Source organism: Streptomyces sp. SJL17-4 (assembly GCF_036826855.1).
In the GTDB taxonomy this organism is placed as follows: Bacteria; Actinomycetota; Actinomycetes; order Streptomycetales; family Streptomycetaceae; genus Streptomyces.
This window is the reverse complement of sequence record NZ_CP104578.1, coordinates 4,898,116-4,920,743: the sequence shown is the minus strand read 5'-3', so window position 1 is coordinate 4,920,743 and position 22,628 is coordinate 4,898,116. Positions and strand designations below refer to the sequence as shown.

The window sequence follows — 22,628 nt, the reverse complement described above, 5'->3', positions numbered from 1 at the left end:
GGCGGCGCACCATGGAAGTGGAGGTGTGAGAACCATGGCCACTTACATGGACGTCCACCACGGCATGGTGGGCATCACCGAGGACCAGCTGCGCGAGGCCCACCGGGCCGACCTCGCCATCGAGAAGGACGAAGGGGTCCACTTCGAGCGGGCCTGGGCGGATCCCGCGTCGGGAACGGTCTACTGCCTGTCGACGGGTCCGTCGGCCGAGGCCGTGCAGCGGATCCACGAACGGACCGGCCACTCCGCCGACGAGATCCACGAGGTCCCCCTCTCGGTGTGAGAAGGCCCCGGGCCGCGGCGCCCCTCACCGGGCGCCCGGCTCCTCGTACATCTCCTCGATCTCCCGGGCGAAGTCCCGCAGCACCGCCCGCCGTCTGAGCTTGAGGGACGGGGTCAGATGGCCGGAGCTCTCCGAGAACTCCGCGGTCAGGACCCGGAAGTCGCGGATCGACTCCGCCCGCGAGACGAGCCGGTTGGCATCGTCGACCGCACGCCCGAGGGCGGCGAGCAGCTCCTCGTCCCTGGCCAGCTCCCAGAGCGCCAGGTGGCCCTTGTGCCGCATCCGCCGCCAGTGCGTCAGGCCCTCGTGGTCGAGGGTGATCAGGGCCGTGACGTACGGGCGGTTGTCGCCGAGGACCACGCACTGGGCGACCAGCGGATGGGCGCGCAGCCAGTCCTCCAGCGGGGCCGGAGCGACGTTCTTCCCCGCCGAGGTGATGAGGATGTCCTTCGTGCGGCCGGTGATCCGCAGATAGCCGTCGGCGTCGAGGGAGCCCAGGTCCCCGGTGGGGAACCAGCCGTCGTCGGTGTACGGCACGGCCGCCCCGCGCTGGGCGTCCCAGTACCCGGCGAAGACATGACCGCCCTTGAGCCAGACCTCGCCGTCGTCGGCGATCCGGACGGCCGTACCGGGCAGCGGCCAGCCGACGGTGCCGGTGCGGGGCCGCCGGGGTGGGGTGACCGTCGACGCGGCGGTGGTCTCCGTCAGGCCGTACCCCTCGAAGACCTCGACGCCCGCCCCGGCGAAGAACTCGGCGAGCCGCGCGCCGAGCGGGGAGCCGCCGGAGATCACGTACTTCACCCGTCCGCCGAGCGCGGCCCGGATGCGCCGGTAGACGAGCGGGTCGTAGAGCGCCCGCGCGGCCCGCAGCGAGAGCGAGGGGGCGGCCTCCTGGCCGTACCGGCGGGCGACCCGGGCGGCGCGGTCGAAGGAGGCGGCCCTGCCGCCGCGTTCGGCGGTGGCGCGGGCGGTGTTGAAGACCTTCTCCAGGACGTACGGGATGGCGAGGAGGAACGTGGGGCGGAACCCGGCGAGATCGTCGAGGAGTTCCTGGCCCTCCACCGAGGGGGCGTGCCCGACGCGGACCCGGGCCCGCACGCAGCCGATGGCCACCATCCGGCCGAAGACATGGGCGAGCGGCAGGAACAGCAGGGTGGCGGCCGGGTCCTTGCTCTCGGAGACGAAGACGGGGTGGAGGAGCCGGACGGCGTTGTCGACCTCGGCGAAGAAGTTGGCGTGGGTGAGGGCGCAGCCCTTGGGGCGGCCGGTGGTGCCCGAGGTGTAGATGAGAGTGGCGAGGGTCTCCGGGGTGAGCAGTCCGCGCCGGGCGGTGACGGCCTCGTCGGCGACCCGGGCGCCCGCCGTACGGAGCTGGTCGACGGCGCCGGTGTCCAGGACCCAGAGATGGGCGAGGCCGGGCAGCTGCCGCCGCTCGGCGGAGACCAGCCGGGCCTGGGCGGGGTCCTCGACGACACAGGCGGCGGCGCCGGAATCCTGGAGGATCCAGCGGGTCTGGAACGCGGAGGAGGTCGGGTAGACGGGGACGGTGACGAGCCCGGCGGCCCAGGCGGCGAAGTCGAGCAGCGTCCACTCGTAGGTGGTCCGCGCCATGAGGGCGAGCCGGTCACCGGGCCGCAGGCCGTGCGCGATGAGGCCCTTGGCCACGGAGTGGACCTGGGCGGCGAAGGCGGAGGCGGTGACATCCGCCCACTCCCCGTCGGCGCCCTTCCGGGAGAAGAGCACCGCCTCGGGATCCTGCCGGGCGTTGTCGTACGGCAGGTCGGCGAGCGAACCGCGGCGGATCACGGGGACGAGCGCGGGCACGGAGACCTCCCGCACCACCCCGTCCACCAGGGTCTTGTGCGGCTCGACCGGTTCGCTCTCGGACAGTGCGGTGACGACGGACACGTGCGGCTCCTCGGTCTGCGCGATGAACTGAGGTCGTGCGTCGGTACGTTGTGCCCTGCGACTGCCCTGTCTGCCTCAACTGGCGTGACTAGCCGGTAACGTTACTGCGAAGTAAGCGTCAGCGGGGAGACCAGCGCTCGCTTTTCATGAGGTTCCCGAGACCGGACCACGCGAAGTTCATCAGCGTCGCGGCCGCCTCCTTCGCCGTCACCCCCGGCGTCTCGTTGGCCCAGCTCGCCAGCGACTCGGCGGACCCGACGAGCGCCTGCGCGAGCGCGTCGACGTCCCGCCCGGTGATGTCGGCACCACCCGGCGCCTCCAGCGCCGCCTCACCGATCAGCCCCGCGACGAACGCCGTGATCTCGTCCCGCATCCGCGCCGCCTCCCCGGCGAACGGCTCCCCCTGCGTCCGCGCCTGCCGGCTGAGCACCGCCCAGGAGTCCGGATGCTCGGCGGCGAACCCGAAGAAGGCCATCAGCCCCGCCCACAACCGCTCGTCGGGCGGCGCACTCCGGTCGACGACCGCCTCTGCCACCACCCCGAGCAGGGCCTGCGCCTCCCGCCGGATCACGGCGGTGAACAAGTCCTCCTTGGAGTTCAGATACAGATAGACGAGCGGCTTCGACACCCCGGCCGACTCGGCGATCTCATCCATGGAAGCCGCCTGGTACCCACTCCGCGCGAAGCACCGCACGGCCGCGTCCACCATCTGCCGCTCCCGCACGGCCCGCGGCAACCGCCGCGCCCTGGCACCGTCGGCCATGGCGACCCACCCCTGCTTCCAAGATCCGCTGGATGCCCCGCGAAAGCCTACGTGCCCCCTGCCCGGACGGGGGCAGGGGGCACGGAGGGTGTGTGCGACGAGGGTCAGGCCGCGACCGCGACCTTCTCCCGGGGCTCGCTGTCGACCAGGTCGTCGATCGGGGACGACGAGGCGTTCTCGTACGCCGTCAGGTCGAGGATCTTCTCGCGGGCGGAGACGATCACCGGGACGAGCGCCTGCCCGGCGACGTTCGTGGCCGTCCTGATCATGTCCAGGATCGGGTCGATCGCCATGAGGAGGCCGACGCCCTCCAGGGGGAGGCCCAGGGTGGAGAGGGTGAGGGTCAGCATGACCGTCGCGCCCGTCAGGCCGGCGGTGGCCGCCGAGCCGATGACCGAGACGAAGGCGATCAGCAGGTAGTCGCCGATGCCGAGCTGCACGTCGAAGATCTGCGCGATGAAGATCGCGGCGAGCGCCGGGTAGATCGCGGCGCAGCCGTCCATCTTGGTCGTCGCGCCGAACGGGACGGCGAAGGAGGCGTACTCCTTCGGGACGCCGAGGCGCTCGGTGACCTTCTGGGTGACCGGCATCGTGCCGACCGAGGAGCGGGAGACGAAGGCCAGCTGGATGGCCGGCCAGGCGCCCTTGTAGAACTGGATCGGGTTGACCTTGGCGACCGTCGCGAGCAGCAGCGGGTAGACGCCGAACATGACCAGGGCGCAGCCGATGTAGACGTCGGCGGTGAATGTCGCGTACTTGCCGATGAGGTCCCAGCCGTAGTCGGCGATGGCGAAGCCGATGAGGCCGACGGTGCCGATCGGGGCGAGGCGGATGACCCACCAGAGGGCCTTCTGGAGCAGCTCCAGGACCGACTCGGAGAGCGTGAGGATCGGCTTGGCCTTGTCGCCGAGCTTGAGGGCGGCGATGCCGGCGACGGCGGCCATGAAGACGATCTGGAGGACGTTCAGCTCGGTGAAGGGCGTGATGACGTCCGTCGGGATGATGCCGGTCAGGAAGTCGATCCAGGAGCCCTCGCGCTTCGGCAGCTTGCCGTCCTGCGGGGTGAGGCCGGTGCCGGCGCCCGGGTTGGTGATCAGGCCGATGGCGAGGCCGATGGCCACCGCGATCAGCGAGGTGATCATGAACCAGAGCAGGGTGCGGGTGGCGAGCCTGGCGGCGTTGTTCACCTTCCGCAGGTTGGTGATCGAGACCAGGATCGCGAAGAAGACGAGCGGGGCGACGGCCAGCTTCAGCAGCTGGACGAAGATGTCGCCGACCTGACCGAGGGTCTCCTTCAGCCAGGAGACGTCCTGGCTGCGGGCGATCCAGCCGAGCAGGGCGCCGAGGACCAGACCGGCGATGATCTGGGCCCAGAAGGGGACCTTGGGTATCCGGGACGAGGGCTTGGTCTCGTTCTCGGGCGTGGTCGCGGACGCGGACACAGACACACTCCACAGGTGCGTATCGGGCAATACGGGGACGGGGGTGCGGCACACACGCGTTTTCACGCGGGCCGCTGCATGATGCCGGGTCAGAGCTCGCGGCAACAGACCGCGGACATACAGCGGCACAGATCGACGTGCAGGCGCGCCACGAGCGCGGGGGTGCCCGCGGCGTGGGGAAGGCGCACTGGTGTCGTCATGTCGCACACGTTAACACTTGAACTTTGAGAACCTCAAAGCCCTTCTTTGGGGTGCGGGGACACCCTTTCGCCTCCGAAACGCAGAACGCCCCAGGCGGGAGCCTTGGAAGCTCCCGCCCGGGGCGGATGATCTGTGAGCAAGCTTACGCAGCCTTTACAGGCGGCGTGCGGGGGAGGACGTGCGGGGTCGGCTAGTCCTCCTGGGACCGGTTCGCCGCCAGGCGGCCCTTCGCGCGGTCGACCTTCGCCACCACCTCGGCGCTCGCCTCGTCGCGCACCTTGCGCAGCAGGACGAAGCTCAGCGGGGCGGAGATGACGATGGAGAGGACGAGGACCCAGAGCAGGTTCGAGTCGCCGAGGCCGCGCGGCAGCACCTCGATGTAGACGAGACCCCACAGGGCGAGGAAGCATCCGGCGAAGATGCCGAGACGCATCAGCGTGTAGCGGAGCATGTCAGCCCACTCTTCCGTTCCGACGTTCCGAAAAGTTCCCAAGATCCCATACGGGACAAGAGCCCCTCCAGTGAAGCACGCCCCCTTGGGCACTCCCGGGCCGGGCCTCTTGAGCCCTTCAGCCGTAATAGCTAGACTCCCGCTATGACCCTTACCTTCGAGGTGGATCCGACGATCGACCCCGCCTTGCGCGACGGCGTGCTCTCCCTCTGGGCCGACGTCTCCAACGCCGGCGGCGCGGTCGGCTTCGTCCCGCCCGTCACTCCCGACGAGATCCGCCCCTCGCTGCTCAAGCACCTCGTCGCGATGAGCGAGGGCGGTACGCGGCTGCTCGTCGGCCGCGACGAGAGCGGCGCGGTCGCCGCCACCGCGTTCTTCACCTTCAACTCCCACCCCCTGATGAAGCACTGGGTGTGGCTCTACACGGTGATGGTCGACCCCCGGCACCAGGGCAGGGGATACGGCCGCGACCTCATGGCGGCGGTCGAGCACACCGCCCGTACCGCCGAGGGCTTCGGGGGCATCGAGGCGGTCCGGCTGACCTGCCGGGGCGGCACCGGCGTCGACGGCTTCTACGCCAAGTGTGGCTACAAGGAGGTCGGCCGCGTCCCCGACGCGATCCGGGTCGCCCCCGGAGACGACCGCGACGACATCATCATGCTGCTGCCGCTGACCTGACCGGACCCGACCGGAACGGGCACAGGATGTCGGGTCCCCGACCGCCCGGCGTTCCTACGGTGAGGACAGGAAAAGGGAAGGACGGACCACGTGCTGGAGCGACTGAACCGGGCACTCGACCTCATCGAGGAGCACCTCGCCACCGAGCTCGGCGGCGACCTCGACCCGGCGGAGCTCGCCCGGATCGCCGCGACCTCGGAGTACCACTTCCGGCGGATGTTCTCGGCGCTCGCGGGGATGCCCCTGTCGGAGTACGTACGCCGCCGGCGGCTCACCTTCGCGGGCGCCGAGGTGCTCGCGGGGAAGCGGACGCTCCTGGAGATCGCGGTCCGGTACGGCTACGGCTCCGGGGAGGCCTTCGCCCGCGCGTTCCGCGCGGTGCACGGGGTCGGCCCCGGCGAGGCCCGCCGTACGGGCGCGGCGCTCAGCACCCAGCCGCGGATGTCCTTCCGTCTCGTCGTCGAAGGGAACAGCAGCATGCGGTACAGGCTCGTGGAGAAGAAGGACCTCCGGGTCGTCGGGCGGAAGGCCCGGGTCCCGCTGGTCCACGAGGGGGAGAACCCGGCGATCGCCGCGCACATCCGGTCCCTCGGCCAGGAGACGATCGAACGGCTCGGGCGGCTCTCGGACCAGGAGCCCCGGGGTGTGGTCTCGGCGGTCGTGCACCTCACCGACAGCCGGGAGGAGGGCGCCGAACTCGACTACTGGCACGCGGTGGTGAGTGACGCCGCGGCCCCGGCGGAGTTCGAGGTGCTTGACGTGCCGGCCGGCACCTGGGCGGTCTTCGAGAACGAGGGCCCGCTGCCGGAGGCCGTGCAGTACCTGTGGCGGGACATCTTCACCCAGTGGTTCCCGTCCAACCCGTACGCGATCAGGCCGGGCCCCGAGATCATGAGCATCGTGCCGTCGGAGGACTGGAAGACGGCACGGGCGGAGCTGTGGATCCCGGTGGAACACACGGCGGGATGAGGGGATGGGCGAAGGGCCGGTGGGTGATCCCACCGGCCCTTCTCTCGTCACGAGCGGATCAGAACCGCATCGCCTGCGGCGTCTCGCGCCGCTCCGCGTCCGGACCCGGGTACTCGCGGATGATCTCGTACCGGGTGTTCCGCTCGACCGGGCGGAAGCCGGCGTCGCGGATCAGTTCGAGCAGGTCCTCGCGGCCCAGCTTGTTCGGCGTGCCGTAGTTGTCGGCGTCGTGCGTGATCTTGTACTCGACGACCGAGCCGTCCATGTCGTCGGCGCCGTGCTGGAGCGCGAGCTGCGCCGTCTGGACGCCGTGCATGACCCAGAAGACCTTGACGTGCGGCACGTTGTCGAAGAGGAGCCGGGAGACCGCGAAGGTCTTCAGGGCCTCGGCTCCGGTCGCCATGGTGGTGCGCGCCTGGAGCTTGTTGCGGACCTTGCCGTCCTGCATGTCGACGAAGTCGTGCTGGTAGCGCAGCGGGATGAAGACCTGGAAGCCACCGGTCTCGTCCTGGAGTTCACGCAGCCGCAGCACGTGGTCCACGCGGTGCCGGGGCTCCTCGATGTGCCCGTACAGCATCGTGCTGGGGGTCTTGAGCCCCTTCTCGTGCGCGAGGCGGTGGATCCGGGACCAGTCCTCCCAGTGGGTGCGGTGGTCCACGATGTGCTGCCGGACCTCCCAGTCGAAGATCTCGGCGCCGCCGCCGGTCAGAGACTCCAGACCGGCCTCGATGAGCTCGTCGAGGATGTCGGAGGCGGACATGCCCGAGATGGTCTCGAAGTGGTGGATCTCGGTGGCGGTGAACGCCTTGAGGGAGACGTTCGGCAGGGCCTTCTTGAGCTCGGAGAGGGAGCGCGGGTAGTACCGCCAGGGCAGGTTGGGGTGCAGCCCGTTGACGATGTGCAGCTCGGTGAGGTTCTCGTTCTCCATCGCCTTCGCGAGGCGCACGGCCTCCTCGATGCGCATGGTGTACGCGTCCTTCTCGCCCGGCTTGCGCTGGAACGAGCAGTAGGCGCAGGAGGCGGTGCAGACGTTGGTCATGTTCAGATGCCGGTTGACATTGAAATGCACCACGTCGCCGTTCTTGCGGGTCCGGACCTCGTGGGCCAGACCGCCGAGCCAGGCGAGGTCGTCGGACTCGTACAGGGCGATGCCGTCCTCACGGCTCAGCCGCTCACCGTCCCGGACCTTCTGCTCAAGTTCGCGCTTGAGGCCCACATCCATGTACGGCCGCCTCCCTTTTCTCCGAATTACGCCGTGCCAACCGTACTCTCAGCCCTCTTCGGGCAGTTCTCCGACCCGGTTCTCCCACTTGGTGGAGAGCACGATCGTCGTACGGGTGCGGGAGACGCCCTTGGTGCCGCTGAGGCGGCGGATCGTCTTCTCCAGGCCGTCGACGTCGCTGACGCGCACCTTGAGCATGAACGAGTCGTCGCCTGCGATGAACCAGCAGTCCTCGATCTCGGCGAGGTCCTTGAGCCGGCGGGCCACGTCCTCGTGGTCGGCGGCGTCGGAGAGGGAGATGCCGATGAGGGCGGTCACGCCGAGGCCGAGCGAGGCGGCGTCGACGGTGGCGCGGTAGCCGGTGATGACTCCGGCCGCCTCAAGACGGTTGATGCGGTCGGTGACAGAGGGGCCGGAGAGCCCGACGAGCCGGCCGAGCTCGGCGTACGAGGCACGACCGTTCTCGCGCAGAGCCTGGATGAGCTGCCTGTCCACGGCGTCCATAGGTATGAAGCCTTCCATTGTCCAGCGATACCGCGAGTTTGGGTATAGAATCTAAGGTACACAGGGGAGACGCCCTGTGAATCTTTCAGATGATCAAAGACGATCTTTCAGGAGTGGTGTTCACCGTGTACACGATCGAGATGGCCTACGCACGCATGCGCGAGCTGCAGGAGCTGGCCAACCGCTCGCGTGCCCACCAGCCGACCGCCGCCTCGAAGCGTGCCGAGAAGAAGCACGCCAAGAAGCGCTAATCCGACCGGGGGGTCGCTCCACCGAGCTCTCCCTCCCACCGGCGGTACAGCCGATGCGGCACCCCTGCCGCGTCGAGCACCCGCCCGGCGACGAAGTCCACCAGATCCTGGATGTGCGTCGCCCCCGCGTAGAACGCCGGAGAGGCGGGCAGCACCACGGCGCCCGCCTCGTCCAGCGCCACCATGTGCTTGAGCGTCTGTCCGTTCAGCGGGGTCTCCCGCACGGCGACGACCAGCGGACGCCGTTCCTTCAGCGTCACGCTCGCGGTCCGCTGGAGCAGGTCCTTCGAGAGTCCCAGCGCCACTCCCGCCACCGCCGCGGTCGAGGCCGGCACGACCAGCATCCCCTTCGCCGGGTACGACCCCGAGGACGGCCCCGCGGCCAGATCGCCGGCCGCCCAGTACCGCACGTCGTCGAGGGCGTCCGACACGTCGAAGGTGCCCGGCTTCCCGTCCGCGCCCCGCGCCAGCCAGGCCGCCAGGTCCTCGCGCCAGTGCGCGTCGCGGAAGGAGATCCCCGTCTCGTCGAGGAGCGTGAGCCGCGAGGCCCGCGACACGACGAGGTCGACGCTCTCCCCCGCGGCGAGGAGGCCCCGCAGCACGGCGGCGGCGTACGGCGTACCCGACGCCCCGGAAACCCCCACCACCCAGGGCCGACGACTCTTCATCTCCTGCGACTCCACGACAGAGAGCCTATCCGGCCGGGAAAAGCCAGGCCTGGGCACGGCTCACTCAGGCGTCCCGGAAGCACAGCAGCCGTTTGGCCGTGGCCCTCATCGCGAGCCGCTGGAGCAGGAAGTTCGCCCGCACCGGATGGGCCAGGTCCCGGTCCATCGCGCTCCGCCAGTACGTGGCCCGGTCCCCGTAGGACAGCACCACCGTGCCGGCGGCCGGCTCCCCGCCGACCCGGGCCAGGTAGACGGCGCAGGAGGCGCCGAAGCGTTCGGCGACCGCCTCCAGGTACCGCCGTGGAAACGCCCGGGTCCGGCGCAGCCGGGCGAGCGCCCTCGGCTCGTGCCGCTGCCCGGCCCATCGCAGCCGTCGTCAGGGCCTCGGCGGCGAAGTCCGGGGGCGCGGCGGACGCCCACACCGGGTCGGCGTCCGGCCCGAACCGCAGGCCGACCCGCAGCGCCGGGCGCCGGACGAGGGGGAGCGAGTCCGCCCAGTCGATCACCCCGGACAGGGTTCCGCTCGCCTCGTTCACCAGGATGTTCCCGGGGTGGTAGTCGCCGTGGGTCCGGGCGGCGGTCAGGGTGCGCCCGGACAGGCCGCCGGTGAGGCGTTCCCGCAGGGCGCGTACGGCGGCCGCGGCGCGGCGGCCCCGCGGGCCTGGCCGCCGGCCTCGACGCACTCCTGGACCGCTTCGCCCCCGGGGCGGGGGTTACGGGGTGAGCCCGCGGGGCGGGGTTACGGGGTGAGCCCCCGGACCAGCAGGTCGAGGAGGGCGCACACGAACAGCGCCATGCCGATGAAACCGTTCACCGTGAAGAACGCCCGGTTCAGCCGCGACAGGTCGTGCGGCTTCACGATCGAGTGCTCGTAGCAGAAGGCGGCCACCACGATCACCAGGCCGACCCAGAAGAACGGACCGGCGTCGGTGAGGAGCGCGTACCAGACGAGCAGGCCCGTGGTGACGACCGCGGAGGCGCGGGCGCCCCAGAGGGCCGCCGGGATCCCGAAGCGCGCGGGTACGGACATGACGCCGTGCGCCCGGTCCGCCTGGACGTCCTGGCAGGCGAAGATCAGGTCGAAGCCGCCGATCCAGACGCCCACCGCGAGGCCCAGGACGACCGCGTCCCAGGACCACTCGCCGGTCACCGCGAGCCAGGCGCCGATGGGCCCGATGGCCTGGGCGAGGCCCAGGATCGCGTGCGGGAAGTTGGTGAACCGCTTGCCGTACGGATAGACGACCATCGGGATGACGGCGAGCGGAGCGAGGGCCAGACAGAGCGGGTTGAGCAGGGCGGCGGCGCCGAGGAAGACGACGACGGCGATGCCGGCCCCGGTCCACGCCGACCGCACGGACACGGCACCGGTCACCAGCTCGCGCCCGGCCGTCCGGGGATTACGCGCGTCGATCTCGCGGTCGATGATCCGGTTGCAGGCCATGGCGAAGGTCCGCAGCCCCACCATGCAGACGGTGACGAGGAACAGCGTCCACCAGTGGATGTTCTTGTCCACCTGGTACATCGCGGTGAGCGCCGCGGTGTACGCGAAGGGCAGCGCGAAGACCGAGTGCTCGATCATCACGAGGCGCAGGAAGGACTTCACCTTCCCCCGGGACTCGGGCGCGGGCCCCTGGCCGAGGACGCCTTCGGCGGCCGATGTCATACGAGGGACCTCCGGAACTCTTCGATGCGACCGCGCAGCTCGGCCCGGTCCATCGGGTCGATCTCCAGGTCGAGGTGCACGACCGCGTCGTGCCCGTTGGGCGTGAGCCGGACCACGAAGGCGAGACGGTCGCCCGCCGGGACCGACTGGAGGAGCAGCGGGTTGTTCCGGCCCTTCGTGACGTCCAGGCGGAACGATCCCCCGCCGTCGACCCCGGCCAGGAGGGCGTCCGTGAAGGCTGCGGCCTCCTGGGTCTCCAGGTAGGTCTCGAAGTCGGCCGTGAAGGCGCCCACCCAGTCGGCGGTCACCCGCCACTGTTCCGGGTCCTCCGGGTCCGGTGCCAGCTCGACCCAGGCCTGGTCGTCCCCGAGGCGGAGCCCGACGGCCGTGGTCACAGCCCGTACTCCTTCCAGCGGCGGTCCACGAGGGCCGCCGTGGCCGGGTCCGACTCGACCATGTCCGGCCAGCCGCCGTCCCGGGTGTAGCCCTCCTCGGGCAGCTTCTTGGTGGCGTCGATACCGGCCTTGCCGCCCCAGAACTGCTGGTAGGAGGCGTGGTCGAGGTGGTCGACCGGCCCCTCGACGACGGTCAGGTCGCGGGAGTAGTCGGTGTTGCCGAGGGCCCGCCAGGACACCTCGTGCAGATCGTGCACGTCGCAGTCCTTGTCGACCACGATGATCAGCTTGGTCAGCGACATCATGTGCGCGCCCCAGATGGCGTGCATGACCTTCTGCGCGTGCTTCGGGTACTTCTTGTCGATCGAGACGATCGCGCAGTTGTGGAAGCCGCCCGACTCCGGCAGGTGGTAGTCGACGATGTCCGGCACGATGATCTTCAGCAGCGGCAGGAAGAAACGCTCCGTCGCCCGTCCCAGCGGCCCGTCCTCGGTCGGCGGCCGGCCGACGACGATCGACTGGAGCAGCGGGCGCTTCCGCATCGTGATGCAGTCGATCTTCAGCGCGGGGAACGGCTCCTGCGGCGTGTAGAAGCCGGTGTGGTCGCCGAACGGCCCCTCGGGCAGCATCTCGCCCGGCTCCAGCCAGCCCTCGACGACGACCTCGGCGTTGGCGGGGACCTGGAGCGGGACGGTCTTGCAGTCGACCATCTCGATCCGCTTGCCCTGCACGAAACCGGCGAAGAGGTACTCGTCGATGTCACCGGGCAGCGGGGCGGTGGAGGCGTACGTGACGGCGGGCGGGCAGCCGAACGCGATGGCGACGGGCAGCCGCTCGCCCTTCGCGGCGGCGACCGCGTAGTGGTTGCGGCTGTCCTTGTGGATCTGCCAGTGCATGCCGATGGTGCGCTTGTCGTGCCGCTGGAGGCGGTAGAGCCCGAGGTTCCGGATGCCGGTCTCGGGGTGCTTGGTGTGCGTGAGCCCGAGGTTGAAGAAGGAGCCGCCGTCCTTGGGCCAGGTGAAGAGCGCGGGAAGCAGATCGAGATCGACGTCGTCCCCGGTGAGCACGACCTCCTGCACGGGCGCGTCGTCCGACTTCACCTTCTTCGGCGGCACGTGGACCATCGAGCCGAGCTTGCCGAAGGCCTCGCGGACACCGATGAAACCCTGCGGAAGCTCGGGCTTGAGCAACCCGCCGATCTTGTCGCTGATCTCGCTGTACGACTTCAGGCCGAGGGCCTTGAGCAGCCGGCGGTCGGTCCCGAAGACGTTCATCGCGAGCGGCATCGAGGAGCCCTTGACGTTCTCGAAGAGAAGCGCCGGACCCCCCGCCTTGTTCACCCGGTCGACGATCTCCCCGACCTCCAGGTACGGGTCGACTTCGGCCTTGATGCGCTTGAGGTCGCCTTCGCGCTCGAGGGCCCTGAGCAGCGAGCGGAGATCGTCGTAAGCCATAGGGGCCAGTATCCGCCACGGGCTACGCTGGACCTGTCACCGGGGCGGTCGAAACGAGCCCCATCACTGCTTCCAGGGGGCTGTCCCACATGCTCAGGGCACTGATGTACATCCTGCCGCTGGCACTGACGATCTACGCCTTCATCGACTGCCTGAACACCCCCGAGGACGAGGCCAAGCACCTGCCCAAGGTGGTCTGGGTCATCATCATCCTGCTGTTCTGGATCGTCGGCCCGATCGTCTGGTTCGCCGCCGGAAAGATGCGCAAGCCCCCCGTCGGCGGCCGTACGCCCTCCGAGTGGCACCGCAACCACCGCCAGGAGTGGGTGGCACCGGACGACAACCCCGAGTTCCTGAAGTCCCTCAAGGACGAGAACGAGAAGGACGAGGCGGTCCTCAAGGACTGGGAGGCGGACCTGCGCCGCCGCGAGGAGGAGCTGAAGAAGCGCGAGCAGGACGGCGGCGAATCCCCCGAGAAGTCCTGACGTGGAGCTGCGCCTCCTCGCCACCTTCGAGAAGGTGGCGACGGTCCTCTCCTTCACCAGGGCGGCCACGGAACTGGGCTACGCACAGTCGAGCGTCACGGCCCAGATCAAATCCCTGGAGACGTCCCTGGGGGTGGAGCTCTTCGAACGCCTGGGCAGCCGCATCCGCCTGACGGAGTCCGGTGAGCGCCTCCTTCCCTACGCCCGAGGAATGGCGGAGCTGGCGGAGGAGGCCCGTACGGCGGTGGCGGCGACGGCGGACCCCACGGGCACGATCGCGGTGGGCACGATGGAGTCCCTGACCTCCTACCGGCTGCCGCCGCTCCTGGAGTACTTCCACCACCGCTACCCGGGTGTACGCCTCACCCTGCGCCCCACCCTCGGCGACGAGACCCGCCAGGCACTGCGCCAGGGCACGTACGACGTGGGCTTCCTGATGGAGCCGGAGACGGAGCACGAGGGCCTGGAGTCGGAGGTCCTGGCCCCGGAACCGCTGGTCCTGGTGGCGGGCCCGGCCCACCCCCTGGCCGGGCGTACGGAGCTGACCGCCGCCGAGGTGGCGGGGGCGCAGCTGGTGGGCACGGAACCGGGTTGCCCGTACCGCGACCTGTTCGAGCGGGAGCTCAGGGAATGGTCCCCGCCGTTCATGGAGTTCGGCACGATCGAGGCGACGAAGCGCGGGGTGGCGGCCGGCCTCGGAGTCGCCCTGCTCCCCCGGGTGACGGTCACGGCGGAACTGGCGACGGGGACGCTGGTCGAACTCCCCTGGAAGGCCCCGTTCACCCTCTTCACCCAACTCGCGTGGCGACGGGGGAAGCGGCTTCCGGCGCACGTCCGGCTGTTCGTGGAGCAGGCGCGGCGGCTCGTGCGCGAGCAAGCGTGACCTTCAGGCCGGCCAGCACGATGAGGGGAACGCCGAGCGCCTGGACGAGCCCGATGTGATGCCCGTACACCGCCCAGTCGACGCCCATGGCGACGGCGGGGTAGGTGAAGGCGAGGACGGCGATCTTGGCGGTGGGCAGCTTGGCGTAGGCGGCGTACATCAGCACGTACATGAGCCCGGTGTGCACGACCCCGAGCCCGACGAGCCAGCCCCAGTCGGCGCCGAGCTCCGACGCGGCGCCGAAGTCGGCGAAGGGGAGCAGCAGCGGAAGCCCGACGAGCACCTGCACGAGGGCGATCAGATGCGGCCGTACGCCGGTGATCCGCTTGGTGACGATCGTCGACAGCGCGTAGAGGACGGCGGCGCCGAGCGCGAGCCCGAGGCCCTTGAGCGAGGCGGTGTCGCCGGGCCGTATCCCGGAGACGAGCACGAGCCCGGCGAACGCGACGGCGAGCCAGCCGAACGTCGCGGCGGTGATCCGCTCCCGGAACAGCACGGCGCCGAACACCACCAGGAAGAACGGCTGCGTGTGGTAGACGACGGTGGCGAAGGAGATCGAGGTGGCCTCGTACGCCTCGAAGAGCAGCACCCAGTTGAAGACGATGAACACCCCGCCGAGCGCGGCCAGTCCGAACTTCCTGGGGGTGAGTCCGTGCCCGGTGAAGTAGCCGCGGACCAGGCTGTACGCGCCGAGGGCGGCGGCCCCGAAGAGGCACCGGAAGAACACCACGTTGAAGGGGGACGCCCCGGACTCCACGACGAAGATGCCGAGGGTGCCGGAGAGCACCATGGCGAGGGTGAGTTCGACGGTTCCCCTGGTCTCGTTTCTCATGCCGACGACGCTACGAGCGCCTCGGGAACGGGTCCACGAGCCAGCAGGGAGACCTCCCGATGGGGCCGATCGGCGGAACCGATGGGGGCGCTGTCTCCCGAACGAGCTGTGGGCGTGGCGTCTCTACGCCACGCCCACAGGCCTCACGACAGCCGTTCAGGGCTAGGCGATGCTGTTGAACTTGCTGCCCTCGCCCGCGTACAGCGAGGTCGTCTGCCGGGTGAAGACGCCGGTCAGGGTGCCGTTCGAGCGGTAGACGTACGTGCCGCCGGGGCCGTACGCGATCAGGTCCGGGCGGCCGTCGCCCGTGACGTCACCCGCGCCGACGAACTGGGTGAAGCCGCCCCAGCCGCCGCCGACGCGGACGCGGGTGTCGTAGACGTAGCCCTTGGACGGGTAGAGCCACAGGACGCCGTCCTTGTCGCGGGCGATGAGGTCGCCGCCCGCGTCGCCGGCGATGTTGCCGACGGCGGTGAGCTGGTTGTAGACGCCCCAGCCGGCGCCCATCCGGATCCGGGGGAGGTACGGCTTCACCGGGTCGCCCGTGCCCGGGTAGAACCACAGGACACCGGCCGTGTCGGTGGCGAACAGGTCCGCCTTACCGTCCGCGCCGAGGTCCGAGCCGCCCGCGAGCTTGGTGTAGCCGCCCCAGCCGCCACCGACGCGGACCCGGGTCGCGAACGTGCCGTCGCCCTTGCCGACGTACTGCCAGAGCACGCCGGTGGTGTCGAGGGCGATCAGGTCGCCGTGGGCGCCGCCGCCGATGTTCCCGACGGCCTCGATCTGCTTGTACGTGTTCCAGCCGGGGCCGATCTTCGTCCGCTTGGCCGGCTTGGCCTGCCCGCCGACGGGCCAGTCGTACAGGTCGTCCCGCCACAGCACACCGGCGGAGTCGCGGGCGAGGAGGTCCGTGGAGCCGTTGTCGTTGAAGTCGTGCGGGTTGGCCGTACGGGACACGGTGAGGGAGCCGGTGGCCGTGGCGTAGGCGCCGCCGCCGAGGGTCCTGGCGGTGGCCTGCCAGGTGTAGGCGCCGTTCGGGGCGCTGATCCCGTCGAGGATGCCGTCCCACGTGTACGAGAACCGGTTCCCGGACGGGGGCTGCGGCAGCCGCACGGTGAGCTTCTTGCCGGTGCGGGTGTGCGTGAGCGTCACGTCCACGGTCGCGTCCGGACGGGTCAGGTCGAACGTCATGGGGACGCTCGTACCGGCCTTCTCCAGGTTCACCGAAGCCGGCACGGACCAGCCGGTCACCTTCAGCGCCACGACCTTGCCGGTGTCGGCGACGAGCGACGGCGTCACCGTCCCGTCCTTGCCGATGCTGAACAGGCCGTCGGCCGCGCTCGTCGCCCCGCGCACCATCAGGCTGCCGTCGCCCGCGTGGGCCACGGAGGAGAAGTTCTCCATGACCTTGTACGGGGCTCCGCCGGTCGCCACGTTCCGTGCGTACAGCGGCGTCAGGACCGAGGGGTCGCCGAACGGGTCGCGCTGGGCCGCGTACAGGGCCGTGTCGCCGATGACCCCGGCGAGGACGGCCTTCCCGGGGATGTCGGTGAGCGCGATGTCCTTCGCGATGCCGGGGCCGAACAGCGTGATCTGCTGTCCGCCGCCCGCCCTGTTCGTGATCCAGGCGCGGTACTTGGAGGTCAGCGCGCCCGTGGCCGCGGCGTCCCAGTCGCCGCCGGCGTTCTCCCACTCCGGGAGGATGGCCGTCCCCGAGGGGATGGGGACCACGGCGGACTTGAAGTAGGGGGTCTTCTGCCCCCCGACGCCGGTCTGCTCACCCCGGATGAGGATGATCACGGCGGGCCGGCCGTTCGCGTCCCGGCCGCCCGCGACCACCTTGTACGCGGTCTCGACGCGGTTGCTGCTCTGGTTGGCGAACGTGTGGGTCAGCTTCGTCTTGTTGACGACGCCGTTGTCGTTCCGCAGCTGCCACAGCTCGCGGCCCTCGCCGCTCTCCGCCGGCCGGCTCTCGTAGGCGACGTTGTAGGCCACGCCGACCAGCTCGCCGCTGAGGGTGTGGTTGCTGTACGTCCCCGTCACCGGGTTGTGGGCGCTGATGGTGCCCTGGTTGTTGGTCACGATCCAGTCGGAGAAGGCGTCGTAGACGTCCGACACGTAGTTGCCGAAGGTCGAGACGGTGCCGTCCGGCTTGTGCAACTCCCGGACCGTCTCGCCGTTCTCGTCCTTGCAGGCGGTGATGTACCCGAACGCCCCGGCGGAGACGATCTCCGCCCCGACGGGCAGCAGCCCCGGTGCGCCCGGCAGGCACCGCCCCTCGGCGGTGGTGCCGGTGGTGGCGGCCGTGGCCGGGACGGTGACGAGCGTGCCCGTCACGGCGGTGACCGTGGCGAGGGTGAGGACGGCGGCGGCGAGCCGGCGCCCGGAGATGCGGTGGTTCACGTGTCTCCCGTGAGGGTGTCAAGAACGGTGATGAGCCGAGCGGCCTCCGGGGGCGCCGCGCCGGTGGGCACGATTCGTGATTCGTGCCGCGCCCGTTCAGACTCGCGACCACTTCGAGTGGTTGTACGAACGGCCAGGGTTTCCCTCACCCAACCTCCCGCCAACACCCGCCCACCCCACAGAGGTTGCCCGGTCGCCGCCCTCCATGCGGCAGGCTTCGACGTGGACCCGCGGATCGGCGGGCGGGCTCTCACCATGTGGAAGGACGAGGGTGCGCGAACAGGACGCCGGTGCGTGGGACGTGTGGGGCGCGGCCAGGCCGGGACGCAAGGAGAGGAACGCGGCCGGGGCCTCGACGTGGTTCAACTGGACGCAGTGGCCCGACCACGGGCCCGACGAGAAGGTCCTCGGCGACGTCTCCGGCGCCCGGGTCCTCGACCTGGGCTGCGGCAACGGTGGAAATCTCGCCCACCTGGTCGCGCTGGGCGCCGAAGCGACCGGCGTGGACATCTCGCCCGTCCAGGTGGCCAAGGCGCGTGAACACCGGCTGCACCTCGATGTGCGGCAGCAGACGGCCGAGGAGTTCCTCGCGGCGGGCACGCACGAGTTCACGGCGCCTACTCGGTCTTCGGCGCCGCCGTACTCCGGCACTCCCCAAGTACCCTCGCCGCTGCCATCGTCCAGCAGGCCGGCCGACGACGCAGCACGCGGCGACCGGAACTCCGCTGCGGGCGTGACCTACCTCCAAGAACGCGGGCGCCCTTAAGGGCGCCGACACACCGCTCGAACGGGCGACGCTGAGGGTGCGCCCCCTGGGGGATCCCGCCGACGCCAGGCCGCGCGGAATTGGGGCGGCGCCCGGCACGGATGTTCTCGTGCCGGGCGCCGCCTGCTCGCTGTGCGTCAGATCGAGAAGTCGCCGAGGGGCTTGACCAGGATGTCGGTGCCCTCCTGCTGGATGTGCAGCTCCACGTCGTTGAAGGTGACGTGGAGCAGGTGCACCCGCCAGTTCGCGTTCGGGCAGACGTCAGCCGCGGAGGGGGCTTCCGGTACGGGGAGCGTCACGTTCCGGAAGGTGATCTGGCCGTTGCGGGGGTTGATGTTCTGGACCGGGCCGACCACGTTCTGGGTCTCGGTCCCCTGGCCGGGGGCCACGTTGCCACCCCGGTTGGTGCACACGTACTCGGCGTCGATGGAGGACGCAGTGAGGAAGGCGGCCGTGGGGTCGTTGCCGAGGCCGGCGGCCTTGCCGCTGCACTGGAGGCCCGCGGTGATGGATGTCGTACAGGTGACCTGACCGATGAAATGCGGGCTCTGGGCCGTGGCTGTGGACATGCCGGTGAGGGTGGCTGCGAGTGTCATGGCAGCAGCGGCGAAAGCGCGTCGCATGGGGATCTCCGTGTCTTCGCTGGTACGGGAGTGGCGGATGCCCGTCGGAAGCCGGGGGGGGAGGCGAGCCGACCTTCCAGGTATCGCACGCCCCGGGCCGAAGTATGCACGCACTGCGACCAATGGAGTACAGAGTGTAACCTCCCGCAGGTCATCAGGCCCACGATCATCCGGCACCTGCAGCACTCCCGCGACAACAGTCGGACGCCGAGCCCCTGAACCGAACTCATTCTGAAATGATCAGTTAGAGGTAGATCACCTGGAGGACGTATACGCATTCGTAGCGCGGGATATGAAGGAAGACGAACATCCCGCCAGGAACGCGCACATGCTCGCTCTTGGGGTTCCCCCCTGGAACAGCGTGCCGTCGAGGTAACGGGCTTCCGCTGCTCTGACCAGCTCATCAGCCGTCTTCTCCACTTCGGCGACGAACACCGGCGGGGCGCCTCCGATGACGTGCTCCTCGCTGGGGTCGCACTCCCACCTCCAGCTCACCCGCCCACCGCCTTGTGCGCGGCACGGATGATGTCCCCGGCCGCCCGTACGTACCGGCGGCTCTCCTCCGGGTCCTCGGCGATCTGCGCCATGTATTCGGCACGGCGCAGTTCGCGGGCGGTGTCGGGGAACCGCTCGATCTCGATGGTCGCGGCCCACTGGATCAGGAACATGCGCAGCGGGGTGATGCCGCTCTGCTCGATGGCCTCCGTCACGGCCGCACGCCGGCCGGCGTCCATCTCGGGCAGCCGCTCGGGAGCGACGACCGCGAGGGCCGCCCGCAGAGCAGCGGGGGTCTGCTCGGGGCGCGGGATGAGTCCTCCGACGTGGTCAGGTCGTGTCGTCACGATGTCCTCCAAGGGGTGCCCCGGCCAGCGTATCCAGCCGGAGCGCGGCCCACGCCTACCGGCGACGGCGGTACGGGCGAGGCGTCGGGGGCCTCGCCCGTCGTGCGACGTCCGCTACGGTCGGGCAGCCATCAGGGCGTTGGGCGCCGCATGGCAAACGCACCCGCACACGAGGTGACGGACCCCTTGTACGCCGCTGTCGCGGGGGACGTGGTCCCGGCAGCGGTCGTGACGGCCGACGATGCAGCGCGGTGACCTGAACTCCGGCTCGGGCGGCGCGGCCGTAAGGGCGTGTGCCAGCAGGGAGACCGTCACCGCGTCGGCGATCTCCGGCGTCACCCACCAGCCGTCGCCCGCACGGCCCCGGTGCGAACCCTCGTGCCCCACGGCCAGCACACAGACGGAACCGCCCCACACCGGCCGCACCACCTCCGCGACCGCGAACACGGACCGCCGCGCCCCACACCGGCTCATCGGGCCGCCCCCGCGTGGATGTTCCGGTTGTCGACGTCCACCCCGACCGTGGCCAGCCACAACGCCCGCCGGCGCCGCCGTTGCACCGCCGCCAGGTAGGGGCGTTCCAGGGGGGATCGGGCGCCGTCGAGGAGCGTCGCCTGCTCCCGGGCGTAGGGAGACCGCCGGGCGGGAGCGCGGTGGCGTGGGCCCGAGGGCGGGGAGGCGGGGCGGGGCCGGTGCCTGCCGGTGGGCGGCAGGGTCAGCATGAGCAGCCAGAGGAGGACGAGAATCAAGACCCGTCCGGGCGCACGCGAGATAGGGTTTCGCACGTCATCAACTCCTGTTAGTTGGTGGCCATGCCCCGGGGCCGATTCCAGCGGCCGCCGGGGTCTTGCTTGCCCGAGAAACCTAACTTCCTCATAGTCCTCTGTATACAAGTACAGACAGATCCACCCGATCGTGTAGATGCCTATCGCTCTACGTTGGACACATGAGCGATACCTCCACGCCGAACGGACCCCTGGACCCGCAGAGCGCCACGCCGCTCTACATCCAGCTGGCCGAGATCATCGGCAAGCAGATCGCGTCCGGCGCTCTCGCCCCAGACCGCCCCATTCCCTCCGAGAACCGGATGGCCGAGGAGTACGGCGTGGCCCGGCTCACCGCTCGGCGCGCCACACAGGAGCTTCGGGATCGGGGACTCGTGATCACCGTCCGCGGCAAGGGCTCCTACGTCACCCCCACCGCCGGAAACGGCACCGGGTGACCGACCCCGACCAGATCCCCCAGTTCGACCCGCAAGGCCCCCAGCTCGCGTACGTCGCGGTGGCCGACCACATCGCCGCCCGCATCGCGGGCGGCGAACTGACACCCGGCGCCCGCCTGCCCGCCGAGCGGGACCTCGCCGAGGAGTACGGGGTCGCCTACCTGACGGTCCGCCGCGCGGCCCGCGTCCTGCGCGAGCGAGGACTGATCCTCACTGTTCACGGCAAGGGCACGTTCGTCGCCGATCCACTGCCGACGGACGAGGGTCCACAGCACGTGTGACGTCGGCGGTCCGGCGGGGAAGAGTCCCGGCATGGACCAGGAACAGGCCCGCCGATGGCTCGCCACCGCCCTCGACGAGGCCCGCGCCGGGCTCGGCGAGGGCGGGATCCCCATCGGCGCCGCGCTCTACGGACCCGACGGCACGCTGCTCGGGCGGGGGCACAACCGGCGCGTGCAGGACGGGGACCCGTCCGCGCACGCCGAGACCGCCGCCTTCCGGGCCGCCGGCCGGCAGCGCTCGTACCGGGGGACGACCATGGTCACGACCCTCTCCCCCTGCTGGTACTGCTCCGGCCTCGTCCGGCAGTTCGGGATCTCGCGGGTGGTCGTCGGGGAGGCGGAGACCTTCCACGGCGGACACGACTGGCTCGCCGAACACGGCGTCGAGGTCCTCGTGCTCGACGACCCCGCATGCGCCGCTCTGATGCGGGAGTTCATCGACAAGCATCCCGCGCTCTGGAACGAGGACATCGGCGATGAGTGAACCCGTCCGTGAGGCGAGCCTTCCCACCATCGACCTCCGCCTCAACCCCGCCCCCCAGCTCCCCGCCGTCGACCGCGCCCTCCGCGACGCCGGGTTCCTGCTGGTGACCGGGCACGGGGTGGACCCCGGGCTGCGGGCCGCCATCCGCGAGACGGCCCGTCGCTTCTTCCGCCTCCCGCCCGCCCTCAAGGAGCCGTACGCCGTGCGGGTCGGCGGCCGGGGCTGGCTCGGGCCCGGCGCGGAGGCCAACGGGTACGCGGAGGGGACGGCGACGCCGCCCGACCTGAAGGAGTCGCTCTCCTTCGCGGCGGACGAGCCGACCGGCGACCCGGCCGTGGACGCGGAATGGTTCCTGCCGAACACCTGGCCCGCCGAAATCCCCGAGCTGAAGCCGCTGGTGGAGACGTACCTGGCGCAGATGAAGGCGCTCTCGGACCGGGTCCTGGACCTGCTCGGCGTGGCCCTCGGCGAGGAGCGGGACTTCTTCACCCGGCACACCGGGCACCCCACCTTCGGCTTCAACATCAACTGGTACCCGGGGCGGGAGCGGACGGGCGAGCCGGAGCCGGGCCAGTTCCGCATCGGCCCGCACACGGACTTCGGCACGGTCACCGTCCTGGACCGGGAGGCGGGCAAGGGCGGGCTGCAGGTCTTCACCGACGCCGGGGGCTGGCAGGACGCTCCGTACGACCCGGCCGCCTTCACCGTCAACATCGGCGATCTGATGGCGAGTTGGACCGGCGGGCGGTGGCGTTCGGGACGGCACCGGGTGCTGCCGCCACCGGCCGACGTCCCCACGGAGGAGCTGATGTCGCTCGTGTACTTCTACGAGTGCACGCCCGGGACGACGATCCACGGCATCGAGTCGCACGGATACCTGCGGGCCCAGCTCGACGCGATCGCCACGGACTGACAACGGACTGACAACAGTGGACAGGAAGAGTCGATAAGCCGA

27 protein-coding genes are annotated in these 22,628 nt (G+C 70.4%); 11 read left to right on the top strand and 16 right to left on the bottom strand.

The window, feature by feature from the left end; all coding sequences use genetic code 11:
* Positions 1-34: 34 nt before the first annotated feature.
* Entirely contained in the window at positions 35-283 is a 249-nt protein-coding gene (locus tag N5875_RS22190) for an SCO4226 family nickel-binding protein (protein ID WP_318210750.1), read from the top strand.
* 24 nt (positions 284-307) lie between these two features.
* Here N5875_RS22190 and N5875_RS22185 read toward each other — a convergent pair whose 3' ends face one another.
* The 4 genes from N5875_RS22185 to N5875_RS22170 all read right to left on the bottom strand — a co-directional run bounded on the left by N5875_RS22185 (position 308) and on the right by N5875_RS22170 (position 5,048).
* Positions 308-2,173, bottom strand: coding sequence for an AMP-dependent synthetase/ligase (locus N5875_RS22185; protein WP_318210944.1), 1,866 nt, complete (start codon positions 2,171-2,173; stop codon positions 308-310).
* Between the two features lie 136 nt (positions 2,174-2,309).
* Positions 2,310-2,954 (bottom strand): TetR/AcrR family transcriptional regulator, encoded by a 645-nt coding sequence (locus N5875_RS22180; RefSeq protein ID WP_318210749.1) that lies wholly within the window; start codon positions 2,952-2,954, stop codon positions 2,310-2,312.
* A 104-nt stretch (positions 2,955-3,058) separates the two neighbouring features.
* Positions 3,059-4,396 carry a dicarboxylate/amino acid:cation symporter gene (locus N5875_RS22175; protein WP_338495535.1) on the bottom strand — a complete coding sequence of 446 codons (1,338 nt, stop codon included), beginning with the start codon at positions 4,394-4,396 and terminating at the stop codon, positions 3,059-3,061.
* Between the two features lie 391 nt (positions 4,397-4,787).
* Complete coding sequence (locus N5875_RS22170) at positions 4,788-5,048, bottom strand: DUF4229 domain-containing protein (protein WP_318210747.1); 261 nt, start codon at positions 5,046-5,048, stop codon at positions 4,788-4,790.
* Positions 5,049-5,192: 144 nt separating this feature from the next.
* Here N5875_RS22170 and N5875_RS22165 point away from each other — a divergent pair, with 144 nt between their 5' ends.
* On the top strand, positions 5,193-5,726 hold the full coding sequence (locus N5875_RS22165) for a GNAT family N-acetyltransferase (protein WP_338495534.1): 534 nt from the start codon (positions 5,193-5,195) through the stop codon (positions 5,724-5,726).
* A 90-nt stretch (positions 5,727-5,816) separates the two neighbouring features.
* Positions 5,817-6,695: an AraC family transcriptional regulator gene (locus N5875_RS22160; protein WP_338495533.1), complete on the top strand. Its 879-nt coding sequence runs from the start codon at positions 5,817-5,819 to the stop codon at positions 6,693-6,695.
* 58 nt (positions 6,696-6,753) lie between these two features.
* Here N5875_RS22160 and mqnE read toward each other — a convergent pair whose 3' ends face one another.
* On the bottom strand, positions 6,754-7,917 hold the full coding sequence (gene mqnE, locus N5875_RS22155) for an aminofutalosine synthase MqnE (RefSeq protein ID WP_030324380.1): 1,164 nt from the start codon (positions 7,915-7,917) through the stop codon (positions 6,754-6,756).
* 48 nt (positions 7,918-7,965) lie between these two features.
* Positions 7,966-8,421, bottom strand: a complete 456-nt coding sequence (locus tag N5875_RS22150) for an Lrp/AsnC family transcriptional regulator (RefSeq protein WP_030324379.1) — start codon at positions 8,419-8,421, stop codon at positions 7,966-7,968.
* Between the two features lie 113 nt (positions 8,422-8,534).
* On the opposite strand from N5875_RS22150, the gene N5875_RS22145 reads away from it, so the two are divergent.
* Entirely contained in the window at positions 8,535-8,672 is a 138-nt protein-coding gene (locus N5875_RS22145) for a hypothetical protein (RefSeq protein ID WP_318210744.1), read from the top strand.
* On the opposite strand, the gene N5875_RS22140 is transcribed toward N5875_RS22145, so the two are convergent.
* The 5 genes from N5875_RS22140 to N5875_RS22120 all read right to left on the bottom strand — a co-directional run bounded on the left by N5875_RS22140 (position 8,669) and on the right by N5875_RS22120 (position 12,852).
* On the bottom strand, positions 8,669-9,340 hold the full coding sequence (locus N5875_RS22140; protein WP_318210943.1) for a UbiX family flavin prenyltransferase: 672 nt from the start codon (positions 9,338-9,340) through the stop codon (positions 8,669-8,671). The genes N5875_RS22145 and N5875_RS22140 overlap by 4 nt on opposite strands.
* 64 nt (positions 9,341-9,404) lie before the next feature.
* Complete coding sequence (locus N5875_RS22135) at positions 9,405-9,710, bottom strand: GNAT family N-acetyltransferase (RefSeq protein ID WP_318210942.1); 306 nt, start codon at positions 9,708-9,710, stop codon at positions 9,405-9,407.
* 369 nt (positions 9,711-10,079) lie between these two features.
* Positions 10,080-11,003 carry a menaquinone biosynthesis prenyltransferase MqnP gene (gene mqnP, locus N5875_RS22130; RefSeq protein ID WP_318210742.1) on the bottom strand — a complete coding sequence of 308 codons (924 nt, stop codon included), beginning with the start codon at positions 11,001-11,003 and terminating at the stop codon, positions 10,080-10,082.
* Positions 11,000-11,398 carry a hypothetical protein gene (locus N5875_RS22125; RefSeq protein ID WP_318210741.1) on the bottom strand — a complete coding sequence of 133 codons (399 nt, stop codon included), beginning with the start codon at positions 11,396-11,398 and terminating at the stop codon, positions 11,000-11,002. Before N5875_RS22125 ends, mqnP begins: the two co-directional genes overlap by 4 nt.
* Positions 11,395-12,852 carry a menaquinone biosynthesis decarboxylase gene (locus N5875_RS22120; protein ID WP_338495531.1) on the bottom strand — a complete coding sequence of 486 codons (1,458 nt, stop codon included), beginning with the start codon at positions 12,850-12,852 and terminating at the stop codon, positions 11,395-11,397. Before N5875_RS22120 ends, N5875_RS22125 begins: the two co-directional genes overlap by 4 nt.
* An 89-nt stretch (positions 12,853-12,941) precedes the next feature.
* Between N5875_RS22120 and N5875_RS22115 the strand changes: the two genes are divergently transcribed.
* Both N5875_RS22115 and N5875_RS22110 read left to right on the top strand, forming a co-directional pair.
* Positions 12,942-13,337, top strand: coding sequence for a PLD nuclease N-terminal domain-containing protein (locus tag N5875_RS22115; RefSeq protein WP_338495530.1), 396 nt, complete (start codon positions 12,942-12,944; stop codon positions 13,335-13,337).
* 1 nt (position 13,338) lies between these two features.
* A complete protein-coding gene (locus N5875_RS22110; RefSeq protein ID WP_318210738.1) occupies positions 13,339-14,220 on the top strand; it encodes a LysR family transcriptional regulator in 882 nt (293 codons plus the stop codon).
* On the opposite strand, the gene N5875_RS22105 is transcribed toward N5875_RS22110, so the two are convergent.
* Together N5875_RS22105 and N5875_RS22100 are read right to left on the bottom strand one after the other, a co-directional pair.
* Positions 14,126-15,052, bottom strand: coding sequence for a DMT family transporter (locus N5875_RS22105; protein WP_338495529.1), 927 nt, complete (start codon positions 15,050-15,052; stop codon positions 14,126-14,128). The genes N5875_RS22110 and N5875_RS22105 overlap by 95 nt on opposite strands.
* A gap of 162 nt (positions 15,053-15,214) precedes the next feature.
* Positions 15,215-17,455, bottom strand: a complete 2,241-nt coding sequence (locus N5875_RS22100; protein WP_338495528.1) for a hypothetical protein — start codon at positions 17,453-17,455, stop codon at positions 15,215-15,217.
* A gap of 271 nt (positions 17,456-17,726) precedes the next feature.
* Between N5875_RS22100 and N5875_RS22095 the strand changes: the two genes are divergently transcribed.
* Positions 17,727-18,221: a class I SAM-dependent methyltransferase gene (locus N5875_RS22095; RefSeq protein WP_338495527.1), complete on the top strand. Its 495-nt coding sequence runs from the start codon at positions 17,727-17,729 to the stop codon at positions 18,219-18,221.
* 137 nt (positions 18,222-18,358) lie between these two features.
* On the opposite strand, the gene N5875_RS22090 is transcribed toward N5875_RS22095, so the two are convergent.
* From N5875_RS22090 to N5875_RS22080, 3 genes are all read right to left on the bottom strand, one after another.
* A complete protein-coding gene (locus tag N5875_RS22090; protein WP_318210734.1) occupies positions 18,359-18,790 on the bottom strand; it encodes a hypothetical protein in 432 nt (143 codons plus the stop codon).
* Positions 18,791-19,335: 545 nt separating this feature from the next.
* Complete coding sequence (locus tag N5875_RS22085) at positions 19,336-19,686, bottom strand: hypothetical protein (protein ID WP_338495525.1); 351 nt, start codon at positions 19,684-19,686, stop codon at positions 19,336-19,338.
* A 470-nt stretch (positions 19,687-20,156) separates the two neighbouring features.
* Positions 20,157-20,435 carry a hypothetical protein gene (locus N5875_RS22080; RefSeq protein WP_338495524.1) on the bottom strand — a complete coding sequence of 93 codons (279 nt, stop codon included), beginning with the start codon at positions 20,433-20,435 and terminating at the stop codon, positions 20,157-20,159.
* A 197-nt stretch (positions 20,436-20,632) separates the two neighbouring features.
* Here N5875_RS22080 and N5875_RS22075 point away from each other — a divergent pair, with 197 nt between their 5' ends.
* Genes N5875_RS22075 through N5875_RS22060 form a run of 4 tightly spaced genes read left to right on the top strand, consistent with a single transcriptional unit; the run spans position 20,633 to position 22,586 of the window.
* Positions 20,633-20,908, top strand: a complete 276-nt coding sequence (locus N5875_RS22075; protein ID WP_338495523.1) for a GntR family transcriptional regulator — start codon at positions 20,633-20,635, stop codon at positions 20,906-20,908.
* Positions 20,905-21,189, top strand: coding sequence for a winged helix-turn-helix domain-containing protein (locus N5875_RS22070; protein ID WP_338495522.1), 285 nt, complete (start codon positions 20,905-20,907; stop codon positions 21,187-21,189). Before N5875_RS22075 ends, N5875_RS22070 begins: the two co-directional genes overlap by 4 nt.
* A 31-nt stretch (positions 21,190-21,220) precedes the next feature.
* Positions 21,221-21,673 (top strand): nucleoside deaminase, encoded by a 453-nt coding sequence (locus N5875_RS22065; protein WP_318210727.1) that lies wholly within the window; start codon positions 21,221-21,223, stop codon positions 21,671-21,673.
* Positions 21,666-22,586, top strand: coding sequence for a 2-oxoglutarate and iron-dependent oxygenase domain-containing protein (locus N5875_RS22060; RefSeq protein WP_338495521.1), 921 nt, complete (start codon positions 21,666-21,668; stop codon positions 22,584-22,586). Before N5875_RS22065 ends, N5875_RS22060 begins: the two co-directional genes overlap by 8 nt.
* Positions 22,587-22,628 lie beyond the last annotated feature (42 nt).

Excerpts from the sequence above, each read along its gene's own strand:
- N5875_RS22190 (WP_318210750.1), top strand. The coding sequence starts at position 35 with ATGGCCACTTACATGGACGTCCACCACGGCATGGTGGGCATCACCGAG.
- N5875_RS22180 (WP_318210749.1), bottom strand. The coding sequence starts at position 2,954 with ATGGCCGACGGTGCCAGGGCGCGGCGGTTGCCGCGGGCCGTGCGGGAG.
- N5875_RS22170 (WP_318210747.1), bottom strand. The coding sequence starts at position 5,048 with ATGCTCCGCTACACGCTGATGCGTCTCGGCATCTTCGCCGGATGCTTC.
- N5875_RS22165 (WP_338495534.1), top strand. The coding sequence starts at position 5,193 with ATGACCCTTACCTTCGAGGTGGATCCGACGATCGACCCCGCCTTGCGC.
- mqnE (WP_030324380.1), bottom strand. The coding sequence starts at position 7,917 with ATGGATGTGGGCCTCAAGCGCGAACTTGAGCAGAAGGTCCGGGACGGT.
- N5875_RS22150 (WP_030324379.1), bottom strand. The coding sequence starts at position 8,421 with ATGGACGCCGTGGACAGGCAGCTCATCCAGGCTCTGCGCGAGAACGGT.
- N5875_RS22140 (WP_318210943.1), bottom strand. The coding sequence starts at position 9,340 with ATGAAGAGTCGTCGGCCCTGGGTGGTGGGGGTTTCCGGGGCGTCGGGT.
- mqnP (WP_318210742.1), bottom strand. The coding sequence starts at position 11,003 with ATGACATCGGCCGCCGAAGGCGTCCTCGGCCAGGGGCCCGCGCCCGAG.
- N5875_RS22120 (WP_338495531.1), bottom strand. The coding sequence starts at position 12,852 with ATGGCTTACGACGATCTCCGCTCGCTGCTCAGGGCCCTCGAGCGCGAA.
- N5875_RS22115 (WP_338495530.1), top strand. The coding sequence starts at position 12,942 with ATGCTCAGGGCACTGATGTACATCCTGCCGCTGGCACTGACGATCTAC.
- N5875_RS22105 (WP_338495529.1), bottom strand. The coding sequence starts at position 15,052 with ATGAGAAACGAGACCAGGGGAACCGTCGAACTCACCCTCGCCATGGTG.
- N5875_RS22090 (WP_318210734.1), bottom strand. The coding sequence starts at position 18,790 with ATGTCCACAGCCACGGCCCAGAGCCCGCATTTCATCGGTCAGGTCACC.
- N5875_RS22075 (WP_338495523.1), top strand. The coding sequence starts at position 20,633 with ATGAGCGATACCTCCACGCCGAACGGACCCCTGGACCCGCAGAGCGCC.
- N5875_RS22065 (WP_318210727.1), top strand. The coding sequence starts at position 21,221 with ATGGACCAGGAACAGGCCCGCCGATGGCTCGCCACCGCCCTCGACGAG.
- N5875_RS22060 (WP_338495521.1), top strand. The coding sequence starts at position 21,666 with ATGAGTGAACCCGTCCGTGAGGCGAGCCTTCCCACCATCGACCTCCGC.